Annotated in this window: 10 protein-coding genes, 1 rRNA gene and 2 riboswitches; of the genes, 6 read left to right on the top strand and 5 right to left on the bottom strand. The window is 38.8% G+C overall.

What is annotated here, in order from left to right:
• Positions 1 to 160: 160 nt before the first annotated feature.
• The 4 genes from ACQCPR_RS16295 to guaA all read left to right on the top strand — a co-directional run bounded on the left by ACQCPR_RS16295 (position 161) and on the right by guaA (position 6,344).
• On the top strand, positions 161 to 1,111 hold the full coding sequence (locus ACQCPR_RS16295) for an AAA family ATPase (protein ID WP_093496737.1): 951 nt from the start codon (positions 161 to 163) through the stop codon (positions 1,109 to 1,111).
• Entirely contained in the window at positions 1,108 to 2,313 is a 1,206-nt protein-coding gene (locus ACQCPR_RS16290; RefSeq protein WP_427137554.1) for a DUF58 domain-containing protein, read from the top strand. The genes ACQCPR_RS16295 and ACQCPR_RS16290 overlap by 4 nt, the downstream gene beginning before the upstream one ends.
• Positions 2,310 to 4,514, top strand: a complete 2,205-nt coding sequence (locus ACQCPR_RS16285; protein ID WP_427137553.1) for a transglutaminase domain-containing protein — start codon at positions 2,310 to 2,312, stop codon at positions 4,512 to 4,514. Before ACQCPR_RS16290 ends, ACQCPR_RS16285 begins: the two co-directional genes overlap by 4 nt.
• A 34-nt stretch (positions 4,515 to 4,548) precedes the next feature.
• Positions 4,549 to 4,650, top strand: a riboswitch (purine riboswitch).
• A 140-nt stretch (positions 4,651 to 4,790) separates the two neighbouring features.
• On the top strand, positions 4,791 to 6,344 hold the full coding sequence (gene guaA / locus ACQCPR_RS16280) for a glutamine-hydrolyzing GMP synthase (RefSeq protein ID WP_427137552.1): 1,554 nt from the start codon (positions 4,791 to 4,793) through the stop codon (positions 6,342 to 6,344).
• Between the two features lie 497 nt (positions 6,345 to 6,841).
• On the opposite strand, the gene ACQCPR_RS16275 is transcribed toward guaA, so the two are convergent.
• The 5 genes from ACQCPR_RS16275 to ACQCPR_RS16255 form a co-directional block, all read right to left on the bottom strand.
• On the bottom strand, positions 6,842 to 7,714 hold the full coding sequence (locus tag ACQCPR_RS16275) for a CPBP family intramembrane glutamic endopeptidase (protein WP_427137551.1): 873 nt from the start codon (positions 7,712 to 7,714) through the stop codon (positions 6,842 to 6,844).
• A 145-nt stretch (positions 7,715 to 7,859) separates the two neighbouring features.
• A complete protein-coding gene (locus tag ACQCPR_RS16270; RefSeq protein ID WP_090569144.1) occupies positions 7,860 to 8,504 on the bottom strand; it encodes a response regulator transcription factor in 645 nt (214 codons plus the stop codon).
• Entirely contained in the window at positions 8,473 to 9,726 is a 1,254-nt protein-coding gene (locus ACQCPR_RS16265; protein ID WP_427137550.1) for a sensor histidine kinase, read from the bottom strand. The genes ACQCPR_RS16270 and ACQCPR_RS16265 overlap by 32 nt, the downstream gene beginning before the upstream one ends.
• 279 nt (positions 9,727 to 10,005) lie before the next feature.
• The gene (locus ACQCPR_RS16260; RefSeq protein ID WP_427137549.1) at positions 10,006 to 10,389 is read right to left on the bottom strand and encodes a GyrI-like domain-containing protein; all 384 of its coding nucleotides are present in this window, start codon (positions 10,387 to 10,389) and stop codon (positions 10,006 to 10,008) included.
• A 31-nt stretch (positions 10,390 to 10,420) separates the two neighbouring features.
• Entirely contained in the window at positions 10,421 to 11,344 is a 924-nt protein-coding gene (locus tag ACQCPR_RS16255) for a helix-turn-helix transcriptional regulator (RefSeq protein WP_427137548.1), read from the bottom strand.
• A gap of 189 nt (positions 11,345 to 11,533) precedes the next feature.
• Positions 11,534 to 11,635, top strand: a riboswitch (purine riboswitch).
• A 91-nt stretch (positions 11,636 to 11,726) separates the two neighbouring features.
• On the opposite strand from ACQCPR_RS16255, the gene ACQCPR_RS16250 reads away from it, so the two are divergent.
• Positions 11,727 to 13,058 carry an NCS2 family permease gene (locus tag ACQCPR_RS16250; RefSeq protein WP_090569153.1) on the top strand — a complete coding sequence of 444 codons (1,332 nt, stop codon included), beginning with the start codon at positions 11,727 to 11,729 and terminating at the stop codon, positions 13,056 to 13,058.
• A 659-nt stretch (positions 13,059 to 13,717) separates the two neighbouring features.
• Positions 13,718 to 15,272, top strand: a 16S ribosomal RNA gene (locus tag ACQCPR_RS16245).
• The last annotated feature ends 47 nt before the right edge of the window (positions 15,273 to 15,319 follow it).

Below are 15,319 nucleotides of genomic sequence, written 5' to 3'. Positions count from 1 at the left end.
AGAGCAGAAATAATATATAACAAAAAGTCGAACTGTCATTAAAAAGACAGCTCGACTTTTTGCTTTGTATTGTACTTAAGGCAAATTTTGGGTATGCTTATAGCGTATTGTATAAATTTTCACGCAAGTCAATATATAGGGGACCTGAGGGGGAGAATGAATGAAAGAACGAGCACAGATAGAAGCAATTATTGAAAATATAGAAAAAGTAATGATTGGTAAAAAAAATATTGCCGAACTTGCTGTAGTAGCATTATTGGCGCAGGGCCATGTGTTATTAGAGGATGTACCAGGTGTAGGGAAAACGATGATGGTGCGTGCACTTGCTAAGTCGATCGGAGCAGATTTTAAAAGAATTCAATTCACACCGGATTTATTGCCTTCAGATGTATTAGGTGTATCTATTTACAATCCAAAGGAAATGGAGTTTGAATTTAGACCAGGTCCGATTTTAGGAAATATCGTTCTTGCTGATGAAATCAATCGTACATCTCCGAAAACACAATCTGCGCTTCTAGAAGGAATGGAGGAGGCTTCGGTTACAATTGATGGAGTAACAATGCCAATTCCAAAGCCGTTTTTTGTTATGGCAACGCAAAACCCAATTGAACATGAAGGAACATATCCACTACCAGAAGCACAATTAGACAGGTTCTTATTAAAGTTAAAGATGGGCTACCCACATCCGAGCGAAGAAATTGAAGTATTAAATAGGTTAGAGCATGCATCACCGATTGATACATTAGTACCCGTCATCTCTCTAGAGGAATTAATCGAACTTCAAAAACAAGTGAAGCAAGTAAAAGTAGATGAAACGATGAAGAACTATATTGTTGACCTGTCTAATCGTACAAGACAGGATACATATATTTATCTAGGCGTTAGTCCACGTGCATCTATTGCACTAATGCGTGCTTCACAAGGCCTTGCTCTACTTAATGGCAGAGAGTATGTTACTCCAGATGATATTCAGTATTTGATGCCTTATGTATTTGGACATCGTGTCATCTTACGCCCGGAAGCACGATATGATGGAATTTCTTCTGAAGAAGTGCTTGCTCGAATTGTGAAGCGAACTCCGGTACCTATTAAAAGGAAAGTAAGTCAATGAAGCAATTGCTTAATCGATGGAAGAAGATTCGAGGAGTAATAGGCATACTGTTTCTACTAGTAATCGCATTCATATATGCAATGTTTCAAGGTGGATTTGTGAGTTGGTTTTTGTTTTATTTAATTGTCCCTATTTCTTTCTATTCGTTGCTGTTATATATGAATTCGTTAACTGATATCGTTGTTGAGAGAATTATTGAAACGCGCAAGGTTCAAAGTGGTGGGCTGTTCTCGGCAACAATTCGTGTGACTAGGAAAAGTCGTTTTCCTCTTATGTACGTTCAAATGGAGGAGAAAGTCAGCCCTTCTCTTGCAACAGAAGCTTCTTGGAAGCAACTTACCTTTTGGGGTATGAAAAAAGAATTTACATGGACCTATGAAATAGAACATATTCCTCGTGGTGAGCATGTTTTAGAGGGGACGAGTATTCAAGTAAGCGACCTATTCGGGTGGGTAAAAAAGGAAGTATTTATAACTAATCCTAAAACCATTCTAGTATTTCCTAATTTGACAGAGATGGTCTACATACCAATAGAAACGAGGTACGATCAAGGTGCTGCAGCTTCAAGAATTCAGGCAATGAAAGATACATCTATGGCAACTGGAGTTAGATCTTACCAACCTGGTGATAGGGTATCATGGATTCACTGGAAATCCTTTGCGAGAACACAAACATTAAAAACAAAAGAATTTGAAGATCGTCAATCTCAGGATATGTTTGTAGTAGTTGATCGAACTCCTTCACCTCTGTTTGAGGAAGTGGTCGATTTAACTGCTTCTATTATGCAAGCAATCGTAAGACACCAGGCATCCTCTGCGTTTCTGTCTGTTGGAGAGGATCGAATGTTTTTACCTGAAGTTCAGACGGAACAACATCTACAACGAGTACTATACCATTTAACAAAAGTAAAAGATGATTTAACAAAGCCACTAGAGCAAGTAATTTTACACGATCAGTCGTTATCCAATGCGACAACGCTTTTATATGTTACTAGTAACCTGACTTATGAATGGATGGATAGTGTTCAAAAAAATGCTACGAATCTACGAGCTTGTACTTGTTTTGTCATAAAAACCAAAACTGAAAAAAATACCAGTGAAGAGAATGCAATGTACAAGTATGCAGCTAGCAGAGGTTTTCAGGTACAGCCAATTACGAAGGATCGATTTGCCCAAGCCTTCATGGAGGTGAAACGTTCGTGAGTAAAAAAACACAGCAAACTATAATATCTGTATTTGTTTATTCATTTGTTTTAATCCTCATGATGGAATGGTTAAAGCCAGTAATTGAGCTAACAGATACGGGTCATTTAAACTTATTTGGTTGGTATTTAGTTATTTCATTTGTATTCTATTTATTAAAATTGAAATGGGTATATGTATTTCCGATTAAGCTAGTATATATTTGTTGGGTAATTGTAAATATCTATACAGATTTATCTATCTTATCAGTAGAATCTTTTAAGTTAATTTTGGAGATGTTCAAAGAAAATATTGCATCTCTTATAAGTCAAGACTGGGTACAGGTTACAGATCCCTTCCGAACATTTTTGTTTTTTATTTTATTATGGATGACTACTTATTTACTAAACTACTGGATCAGAGTACGTAAAAATTTAATGTTGTTCTTTCTATTTACAGTTCTATTTATAACGATTCTAGATACGTTTAGTCCATATAGTGGCGAAAAGAGTATCGTTATTGTATTAACTTCAGGATTTATCATTTTAGGTTTGTTATATGCACAAAAAATGATTCATGAGCAAGAAGGGAAACTTCATGGTGCATTTTTAATAGCTGGAATTGGAAGTTTAATAGGTATAGTGGTAATTAGTAGCTCACTTGCCTACGCACTACCAAAAGCTGGTCCAAGCTGGCCGGATCCAGTGCCTTTTCTATTATCAACGAGCCCAAATGCTGCGAACGGTGACGATGGAAAAGGTGTGGGAGGAGCTACACAAAAGGTTGGATATGGGGAAAATGATGAACGCTTAGGCGGAGCTTTCGCAAGCGATGATACTCCAGTATTTTATGCAACTACTCCAACTAAGCAATATTGGAAGATTGAAACGAAGGATACGTATACTTCAAAAGGATGGATAAATTCAGCATTGGAGACTCCAGTTCTTAGGGGGTATGAGTTGGGAGAGCCGATTGAATCTGATATAGCACCTGGAACAGAAGAGGAATCATTAAAGGCTAGTATTTATATGTCCCAGGCTTATTCTTTTATCATGCAGCCTTATGGAATCGAGCAAGTTGATTCAATGGAGCCAATTTATTTATCGATGAATGAAAGAAATCAAAAACTATATACTTTTAATGGAGGCAATGAAACACCTGTTGGAACCTATGATGTAACTTACAATGAGCCGTTGTATAGCTTAAAAGCACTTAGGGAAACAGTGCCTGCAGATTTAGAAGGATTACCTAATGAATTCGATCGTTATTTGCAGCTTCCCGAAACATTACCAACAAGAGTAAAAGATTTAGCAACCTCTATTACTTCTGACAGTGATAGTTTATACGATAAAGCAAAAGCAATTGAACGGTATTTCCGTTTGAATGGTTTCAGCTATAATCAGGATATGGCTGCGGTACCAGAAGGTGATACCGATTATGTGGATCAGTTTTTATTTGATACAAAGATAGGCTATTGTGATAACTTCTCGACATCGATGGTTGTTTTGCTACGTTCTAAAGGAATTCCTGCACGTTGGGTAAAGGGTTTTGCATCAGGAGAAGTAGTCGAACGTGAAAATGGTCTTCCAGTATACGAAGTGACAAATAATAATGCTCACTCATGGGTAGAGGCTTACTTCCCAGGTATAGGGTGGATGACGTTCGAGCCAACTATTGGATTTACGAATTCTGTCAATTTAAATTATGATATAGATACTGAAAAAGATCAGTTGGAAACACCTGAAAATACTCCTGAGAAAGCTACTGAAAAACCAAAAGGAGAGAAAGAAGAGAAGGAAGTTTCTATAGGATTCAGTGAAATTATGAGCAATATTGCTAAATGGGTAAATAATAATAAAGCGTCTATTTTTTGGACAATACTCGGTTTGGCTTTACTATCTATGTTTGCATATCACCATCGAAGAAAGTGGTTAGCAAAAGTATTAATACCAGTTAATCGCATGCGAAAAAATGACTGGGATACGTTTGAAAAGATGTATCATCAATTGTTAAAACAATTAGATGGATATGGAATGGCAAGAGAGCAAGGACAGACGTTATCTGCATATGCAAAATATGTAGATGCAGGCTTTGGAGAAACGCATATGCGCAAATTAACAGCAGCATATGAAAAAGGTCTATATGGTAATAATCGAGAGGGTATAGATTATGTATCGATGAGAGAAAGTTGGGAAAATTTAATCAATCGGCTTAGCGGTTGATTTTGAGAGCAACAACCTGTAAACTGAAGTCAAATAAAATGACCGATGTTGCCCTCGTATATGTCCGATGATATGGTTCGGATGTTTCTACCAAGTTGCCATTAACAACTTGACTATGAAGGTGGATGCAGTCATGTCTTTTTCAGACATATGCATTCACCTTTTTGATGTAGAAAACATAAACGCGTAGAAAGAGGTATGCTTTCTAACGCGTTTTTTTATCATTCAATGAGACAGAGGGTATAATTGGATTACTTATAAGAAGAGGTGGAGCTAATGTCTTTAACACCATTGTTAAAAGAACAAGAAAAGATTGTCGTTCTAGATTTCGGAAGTCAATATAACCAACTTATTACACGTCGTATTCGTGAATTTGGCGTATATAGCGAACTACTTCCACATACAGTTACAGCTGAGGAATTGAAGAAAATAAATGCAACGGGAATTATCTTCTCGGGTGGTCCTAATTCAGTTTATGATGAAAATGCATTCCATATCGACTCTGCAATTTATGACTTAGGTGTGCCAATTTTAGGTATTTGCTACGGTATGCAGTTAATGTCTCAGCATTTTGGTGGGAAAGTAGAAAAAGCTTCTCATCGAGAATATGGTAAAGCAGAGATCAATGTGAAAAACGCAACACCTTTATTTGGACAACTTCCGGAAAACCAAGTCGTTTGGATGAGCCATGGAGATCATGTAACAGTTGCTCCTGAAGGCTTTGAAGTTATTGCAACAAGTCCATCTTGTTCAGTAGCTGCAATGGCAAATGAAGCTAAAAATTTCTATGCTGTACAATTCCATCCTGAAGTTAGACATTCTATCTACGGGATTGAGTTAATCCGTCAATTCGTATTTGATGTTTGTCATGCAAAAGGTGACTGGTCGATGGAAAGCTTTGTTGAAATGCAGCTTCATAACATTCGCCAAGAAGTTGGAGATAAAAAAGTTCTTTGTGCATTAAGTGGCGGTGTAGATTCGTCAGTAGTTGCGGTATTAATCCATAAAGCAATTGGTGACCAACTAACTTGTATGTTTGTCGATCATAACTTAAACCGTAAAGGTGAAGTGGAACAAGTTATGAAGACTTTCACAGAAGGCTTTAACATGAACGTCATAAAAATTGATGCTCGTGAACGCTTCATGAATAAATTAGCTGGTGTTTCAGATCCAGAGAAAAAACGTAAAATTATTGGTAACGAATTTATTTATGTATTCGATGAAGAAGCATCTAAATTAGATGGTATGGACTTCTTAGCACAGGGTACTCTTTACACAGATATTATTGAGTCTGGAACTGCAACAGCTCAAACGATTAAATCTCACCATAATGTTGGTGGACTTCCTGAAGATATGCAGTTTAAACTAATCGAGCCGCTAAAAACTCTGTTTAAAGATGAAGTGCGTGCTTTAGGTTTGGAACTTGGTTTAGATGAAAAAATTGTTTGGCGTCAACCTTTCCCAGGTCCTGGTTTAGGAATTCGTGTGCTAGGTGAAATAACAGAAGAAAAATTAAAAATAGTTCGTGAATCTGATTTCATCCTTCGTGAAGAAATTGCAAAAGCTGGACTTGACCGTGATATTTGGCAGTACTTCACAGTGCTTCCTGATATCCGCAGCGTTGGAGTAATGGGCGATGCACGTACGTACGATTACGCAATCGGTATCCGTGCAGTAACCTCTATCGACGGAATGACATCTGACTGGGCACGTATCCCATGGGATGTTCTAGAAAAAGTAAGTGTTCGTCTTGTCAATGAAGTGCCTCACATTAACCGCGTAGTGTATGACATTACGAGTAAACCACCAGCTACTATTGAGTGGGAATAGGACTGTATTTTATTAGTAATTAAAGTGTCTTGAAAACCTTATATACCAACGCTTGTTTAGGGTTTCGTATAAGGTAATAATTACTTACCTGCAACTATCGGTTTCATAAATTACTCTCTTTTATTTGTGTTATTTCACAAGTAGAAGAGAGTTTTTTTCATGACTAAAATTAGATGTCTTTCGATTAAAACAGAAAATAGGAGGGAGGAATCAAGGTTAACTGAACCACTTTTAAAAACTAAAAAAAATCCAAACTGCTAGATTTGGATAATTGAAACAGTAATAACTTATCGTGGGGGAGTTTGTACAGAACATTAAAATGAAAAAGAAAAACCAGTGTAACACTTTATTTTCGTGTTTATGAATGGTTTTTCTTTTTTTGGGTGACTAATTAGTGAACAGTTATTTTGTAAATGAACTAAATGCTGATTTTAAAAAAAGAATATACCCAAGTACTTGGACGATTCTATCCCTCTGTTTTAGCATATTTTTTAGTTTCAAAGCTTCCCTAATGATGCCCGATGCCGTACATAGCCAATCAGCATGGGAGTGGCTATCAGAAGACTGATCATAACCGGCACAATAGAGCCCTCGAGTCCAAAATCCCCCCCCGTGAGAAGTTCAGCACCGTTTACTTTCACAGTAAACAGACCGACTGAAGAGTGTCCAGAAACCGGAATACCAAGTAAACCCTCACATGCATTCCAGGCAAAATGCAGTCCCATGGCAAACCACAAATTCCGTCGCCACATGAATGCTGCTCCGAGCAGAAGACCTGCTTCTATAGAAATGGCGAACGAGCTCCATAGTGTTGCCCCTGTATTTCCAAGATGGGCAACTCCAAAGAATAGTGAGGTCACAGCGAGTGCGAGCCAGTTTCCTGCTAATTTACTGATGGCTTGGAACATAAGCCCACGAAAGATGAGTTCCTCAATAATGGCTGCGCCTAAAGCTGCTTCAATGGAGGATATAAGAACAGAACCCATATCCGCACTCGCCCATTGAAAGGAGTAACCTCCCATAGCAACTATTATAAAAGTGGATACTATGATAAAGATTGCCCCAGTTAGTAATCCCATGCCAGCTTCAAATCCTATGCGGTGTGTTGATATCTCTGGAATTGACCGACTTGCCAGGTATTTCATCGTAAGCTTGTAGACCATAATGGCAACAAAACCCGCTGTTAATGTTAAAAGAAGGGAAAAAATTCCCTCTACTTGTTCTGCTAGAGCACGGAATAGTGAATCCACGAGAATAATACCGATTGACCCTGCAATCATCCAGATGATTGGAAAGCGCCAAAATCGACTCCATGTACTTAATTTTCCACCAATCTGCTGCTTCACTTTGTGTGCAGACGTTTTCTTCATTCTTGCTTCAGCTCCTCTATTGCTTGATAGTTATGAGTATAGGTTGAAAAAGTCATAAAGAGAAAGTGAGCTTTTGTCATTATTTAAACATGACCAAAAAAGCCAGCAACAATAATAAGTTGCTAGCTTCTTAGATATCGGTTTCTTAATGATCCATGATTCCGGAATCTCGGGCTTTACGGGCGGCCTCACGCCTTCCACTCACATTAAGTTTCGAATAAATGGTTGAGATGTAATTTTTAATAGTTCCTTCACTAAGAAATAGTGCCTCAGCAATGTCTTGATTGCGCAAGCCTAAAGCCAGCTTATGCAGCACTTCAATTTCACGGGTACTGAGTCCGTATTCATTACTTTTTGTGGAGGAGTTATTGTTCATACTTTTAATCATTTTACTCGCCATCTCCTGAGTGATTAAAGTCCCTCCCGCATGAACTACCCGTATGCCTGCAGCCAGATCCCTAGGATGAATAGCTTTGAGCAGATAACCTTCTGCTCCATGGCTTAATGCTGCCAATACATACTCTACTTCTCGATAGGAGGTCAGCATAATAACTTTGATTGCAGGTATACGTTCTTTTATCATGGCAGTTGCGGCAACGCCGTCCATGACCGGCATATTGATATCCATCAGCACAATATCTGGATGATACTGCTCACAGCCTTTAATTGCTTCTTCGCCATTCTTGGCTAACCCGACAATTTCTAAATCTTCTTCCATGGAGAGTACTATGTGCAGACTCTCCAGAATTAATTCCTGATCATCGGCAAGCAGCACTTTGATTTTCGCCATGCAGCATCAATCCTTTCAGCGGAATTTCACAACTGACTTCGGTGATTGCTGCATTTCCCACTTTAGGTGACACAAACAGTCTACCTCCCAATCGCTCAACTCGATGTTTCATAGTAGTCAAGCCAAAGCCATATTCCAAATTGTTTTCAATCGGTTTTCCATTATTTTGAATTAATAATTGCAAATTGGACTCGGAAAATCGAAGCTCCAAATGCAGTTGAGACGCTTTTCCATGTTTTAGTGCGTTTGTAAAAGACTCCTGAATGACTCGAAGGATTGCTTGCCGCACTTCAAAACGCATCGGTTGCTCTGTTCCAAACAGACTCAAAGTGAGGACTGTTCCAGTGTACTCCCGGAAACTGACCACAAGCGCCTCAACCTGTCGTATAAGATTCGACTCCTCTTCTTCTCCCATCTCGTGGACAATGTTTCTCATTTCGTCCAGGTTTTGTTCAGCTAATGCTCTTAAACGAATTAACCGATCTTTTACCTCGGCAGGTTTGCTATCCAAAAGGGCAATGGAAGCATCAAGACTCATAATGAGTGAGATAAAGGAGTGCCCCAGTGTATCATGGAGTTCCTTGGACATGCGGTTGCGCTCTTCAAGTAAAGTCATCTTCTCAATCTCATCTGCATAGTGGGTTAACAGCTTATTTTGTTGCTCCACTTCAGCTACCAGTTCATTTTTCTGGTAATACGCTTTGGCTATTAAGCTTACCCATAAGCCGATGAAGCAGAATAACAGATTGTCTGCTCCGATACTCAAGGTTTGTTCCCATGGTAACTTTAAGAAAGACTGAAAGGTAAAAGGAATCAAAGTAACTGCAGGAATGATCCAGAACGTCTGCTTAGTCAATAAGTATCCCATTGTAAGGCTCGGTAATAAGTAGTCTGCTTTTGATGTCAAAGCCGGATCGAAGACAGAATTCACATAATAAGAGCCACCTAGCAATAGCTCCAGTATACAGAACCAGACTTTGTTCATCCGTCGTTGAGGAAACCAAAATATCATAGGGATGATAAGTGCTATCATCAACCAGATGAAGTTTAATAATGTTCTGTTCGAAAGCTCACTTTCTGTGAAAAACCGGGACAATAGCAAAATATAATGGTATAAACGCAGGGCAAATATGCCCCAATCCATGAAAGATAATATTTTTTTTATATCGCCATCCCCACTTTTCCAATAAAGTAAATCACACCAATGAATCAAGTGTATCATTAAAGCTTTCTTCCAACAATTTACTTTTTCTTATAAGGAGAAATCTTTTTGCAACTATTCCATACTCCATTAGTTGCTTCGTTAATGACTTATGAGGTACTACGCTATGTAACCTGAAACTCAGCAAGTTCAGCAAGTATTGTCTCGATTTATTGTAGTATCACCTCACACTAACCTTGTAGTGTATTACATAAAGTATAAGCCCCAGCTACTTTTAGAGGGAATAGTTAATTAATAATAGCCTTGTGTCCATATTGCAAAAGGACGCAAGGCTATTTTTTAAGACTTAGGTAAAACAGATAAATAAATGGCTATACTTCCGTTAGTTTTATAAATTTCAAAATCCGTTTTATAAGCTCTCGGTAAATCACTTTCCCAAATTTCTTTCCATGCCATACCAACGCCATTTAAATCTTTAGATTCTACTTCCCAAACGTAATATTCTCCACTATCAATAGTGATGCTATCTTCTCCAGCCATTTCTTCCGTTCCAATCATAAAGTCAAAGTCACCGGTAAAATCACTTTCATAGTTACTATAGACTGCATAAATATCGCTATTTACTTTATTCTGTAAAAATTCCTCCCACTTCTTCGGAAATATACTACTATCATTATTGTTTGTTCTAACCTTATTTCCATAGATTACTTTAGTATCTTTCACTTAAAATCTCCACCCTTCTATAAGGAATATATCATGGTATATATGACAACTGATTGTCATCATTTATTTTTTTGTGGATTTTATTCAATTCATTGTAATATTCTTGTTTCAATGTTTGTGGGTTAATCACATCAACCGTACTACCGAACATTAATAAAAAAGGTGTCAGATTTCTATTGCTATCATATTTGAAATTGACCTTTATATAATTGTTTTGTATTTCAATTTCTTCTTCCAAAAAAAAATCATATAATTTCCCTAATTGATTTCTATGGAAAATTAACTCAGCCTGCTCGTAAATAGTTGTTAAGTCAATTTCTTTTCCTTCCATTTGGATAGATTTTTCATCTATTAAGAGGTGCTCTCTAATTCGAGTAAGTTTGAACATTCTTCTATCTTTTCTTTTTTCACAATATGCTTCCAAATACCAGCTACCATTTGTTAGAACTATGTTACTAGGAGAAATAACGCGACTAGTAATATCTCCATTTAAAGAAATGTACTTTATTTTTAACTTTTTTTTCTGTGATATGGCACCTCTTAAAGTAGTTAGCTTTTCTTTGGTCTCTTGTTCTATTTCTGTTCTATGGATGGTAGGAGAGTAGAAGGAAAGGTTACTAAAAGATTCATCACCCTTTAAATTCTCTAGCTTTTCAATGAGAACTTGGTTATCCTCTTGTAATATATTATGTTGCATTCTTAAAGATTCTATAATTTTTAGTTTCTCCTTATCTGAAAACAAATATTTATCCATCTTGTAGGATGGCATCAGTCCAACACCTCCATTTCGACCATGAATGGTTATGACTGGGAGGCCAGATAATCCTAATGATTCAATATCTCTATAAATCGTTCTTTTACTTACTTCTAGTTTTTTGGCTAGTTCATCGGCTGATACTACTTCTTTATTTAACAAAGCAACTAGTATAGACAATAGTCGTTCGATTTTTATCATTATGCACACTCCCTCTATACGAAATTGAGATTATCGGTCAGATTCATTTATTATACTATGGCTGAAATATACGTCAGTGTTTTGTTTTTTGAACTCTTAGAATTAATATATTAACGAACTATTTTGTTGTTTATTCGAATAATGTTCGGATTTTGTATTGATTTTCTAAAATAATGATGTTATATTACTAACATAATTTAATTATGTCGTCGTATAACGTTGGGAATAAGGCCCAAAAGTCTCTACCGAATCACCGTAAATGATTCGACTACGATTAAGTGGAAGAAGAATAATTTTTCCCTTACTAGAGATACTAAAGCAGACGACTGATTCACTAGTCGTCTGCTTTTTTCTGTTATACGGACAATAACTGGAGGAAATTATGAAAAAGTATTTTCAGTTTGAAGAATTAGGAACTAACTATCGCAGTGAAATTATTGGTGGTTTAACAACTTTCCTAGCAATGGCGTATATTCTTGTAGTTAACCCAATGATACTATCACTTGAGTCGGTTGAAGGATTACCTGATTTTATGCATATGGATAAAGGAGCGGTGTTTACAGCTACTGCACTAGCGGCAGGTCTTGGTTCTATATTAATGGGCGTATTAGCAAAATACCCAATCGCACTTGCTCCAGGAATGGGATTAAATGCATTTTTTGCTTTTACAGTTGTTTTGGATTTTGGGATATCGTGGCAAATCGCTTTAACCGGAGTTTTTGTAGCAGGAATTATCTTTATTCTTCTTTCTTTAACCGGTATTCGTGAAACAATTATTAATGCAATTCCAACGGAGCTAAAATTTGCAGTTGGCGCTGGAATTGGTTTATTCATAACCTTCGTAGGTTTGCAAAACTCTAAGATTATCATTAGTGATCCTTCTGTAATCGTAGGTCTAGGAGACTTAACAGATCCTAATATTTTATTAACAATTTTTGGCCTTGTAATTACTGTAATTATGATGGTAAAAGGCGTTAAGGGCGGAATTTTTTACGGAATGCTGATTACTGCAATCGTTGGGATGATTTTCAGCCTAGTACCATTACCAACTGGAATCGTTAGTAGTATTCCAGATGTCAGCCCAACATTTGGGGCTGCACTTGATCCAATTTTTAACGATCCATCTTCTTTATTAACAACGCAATTCTTAGTTGTAGTACTTACTTTCTTGTTTGTAAACTTCTTTGATACAGCCGGAACATTAATATCTGTAGCAAACCAAGCTGGATTGATGAAAGATAACAAATTACCGCGTGCGGGTAAAGCGCTACTAGCAGATGCAATTGCTACAACAGCTGGAGCGGTAGCAGGAACTTCTACTACTACTAGTTATGTAGAATCGACTGCGGGTGTAGCAGCTGGTGCTCGTTCAGGATTTGCAGCAGTAGTGACAGGAGTATTAATGTTATTGGCATTATTCTTCTATCCAATATTAAGTGTAGTTACTTCTTATGTTACTGCACCTGCATTAATAATAGTTGGTGTGTTAATGGTATCTTCTTTAGGTAATATAGATTGGAAGAAATTTGAAGTTGCAGTGCCTGCATTCTTCGTAATTATTGCAATGCCATTAACATATTCTATTGCAACAGGTATCGCAATTGGATTCTTATTTTACCCAATTACAATGATTGTTGCTGGACGTATTAAAGAAATACATCCAATTATGTATGGTCTATGGGTAATATTCCTTTGTTACTTTATTTTCCTATAAAATGTTTCAACAAAGAGGGGGCATCTTGCCTCTCTTTTTTTGTTCCTTCTATAAAGAGAGTTTCTAATTAGGGAATGGTTGTCATGTAAAAGAATTGGGTGGCTTAAACGTATTTAAGTTTATGATGAAATACAAATAAGAAGATATAACATACTGAGTTAAACTAAACTCATAAAGTTTAATACTAAAAAAAATAGACTAATTTAAGTTTGTAGTAGGGCTATGAAGCTAGTGTTCTAAAGGGTTGTAATCAAATCTAACTTATTGTTGCATTTGTCAGAATAAAGTGTTATCATATTTTACACAACTTCTTTACTAAAAGGTGTTGACGAAGTTGTTAAAAGGGTGTTAAGATACAAAGGTCGCTGAAACAAGACGACAACTTACAACAACATGAACATTGAAAACTGAACATGCAAAACGTTAAGACATACAGCTTATCAGCTAACTTTGTTAGTCTGATAGCAAAACAAATTTGACATCATTTAATGATGATGCCAGCAAAACAAAATGAGCTTTTAAACTAGTTCTATTTGTTGGGTTTCGAGATGCAAGTAGTTCGAGGAAACAAGTGAGTGAAAGAGGGAGCGTACTAACGTACGTGACCGACTGAGCGAACGAAGTTGACGAAGAAATGCGCCGCATATCGGAAACCAACTATTATGGAGAGTTTGATCCTGGCTCAGGACGAACGCTGGCGGCATGCCTAATACATGCAAGTCGAGCGAATGACGAAGAAGCTTGCTTCTTCTGATTTAGCGGCGGACGGGTGAGTAACACGTGGGCAACCTGCCCTGTAGATTGGGATAACTCCGGGAAACCGGGGCTAATACCGAATAATCCATTTCCTCACATGGGGAGATGTTAAAAGACGGCATCTCGCTGTCACTACAGGATGGGCCCGCGGCGCATTAGCTAGTTGGTGAGGTAACGGCTCACCAAGGCGACGATGCGTAGCCGACCTGAGAGGGTGATCGGCCACACTGGGACTGAGACACGGCCCAGACTCCTACGGGAGGCAGCAGTAGGGAATCTTCCACAATGGACGAAAGTCTGATGGAGCAATGCCGCGTGAGTGAAGAAGGTTTTCGGATCGTAAAACTCTGTTGTGAGGGAAGAACAAGTACGAGAGTAACTGCTCGTACCTTGACGGTACCTCATTAGAAAGCCACGGCTAACTACGTGCCAGCAGCCGCGGTAATACGTAGGTGGCAAGCGTTGTCCGGAATTATTGGGCGTAAAGCGCGCGCAGGCGGTCCTTTAAGTCTGATGTGAAATCCCACGGCTCAACCGTGGAAGGTCATTGGAAACTGGGGGACTTGAGTACAGAAGAGGAAAGCGGAATTCCAAGTGTAGCGGTGAAATGCGTAGAGATTTGGAGGAACACCAGTGGCGAAGGCGGCTTTCTGGTCTGTAACTGACGCTGAGGCGCGAAAGCGTGGGGAGCAAACAGGATTAGATACCCTGGTAGTCCACGCCGTAAACGATGAGTGCTAAGTGTTAGGGGGTTTCCGCCCCTTAGTGCTGCAGCTAACGCATTAAGCACTCCGCCTGGGGAGTACGGTCGCAAGACTGAAACTCAAAGGAATTGACGGGGGCCCGCACAAGCGGTGGAGCATGTGGTTTAATTCGAAGCAACGCGAAGAACCTTACCAGGTCTTGACATCCCGCTGACCGGCCTAGAGATAGGCTTTTCCCTTCGGGGACAGCGGTGACAGGTGGTGCATGGTTGTCGTCAGCTCGTGTCGTGAGATGTTGGGTTAAGTCCCGCAACGAGCGCAACCCTTGATCTTAGTTGCCAGCATTCAGTTGGGCACTCTAAGGTGACTGCCGGTGATAAACCGGAGGAAGGTGGGGATGACGTCAAATCATCATGCCCCTTATGACCTGGGCTACACACGTGCTACAATGGACGGTACAGAGGGTCGCAACCCCGCGAGGGTGAGCAAATCCCATAAAACCGTTCTCAGTTCGGATTGTAGGCTGCAACTCGCCTACATGAAGCCGGAATCGCTAGTAATCGTGGATCAGCATGCCACGGTGAATACGTTCCCGGGCCTTGTACACACCGCCCGTCACACCACGAGAGTTTGTAACACCCGAAGTCGGTGGGGTAACCCTTACGGGAGCCAGCCGCCGAAGGTGGGACAGATGATTGGGGTGAAGTCGTAACAAGGTAGCCGTATCGGAAGGTGCGGCTGGATCACCTCCTTTCTAAGGATAATATCGGAATACGAATCTTTATTCGTATCTTAACGTTT

It is taken from the genome of Psychrobacillus psychrodurans (genome assembly GCF_050209195.1).
Classification (GTDB): domain Bacteria; phylum Bacillota; class Bacilli; order Bacillales_A; family Planococcaceae; genus Psychrobacillus; species Psychrobacillus psychrodurans.
Note: the sequence above shows the minus strand (reverse complement) of the source record. Positions and strands in the feature narration are given on the sequence as shown.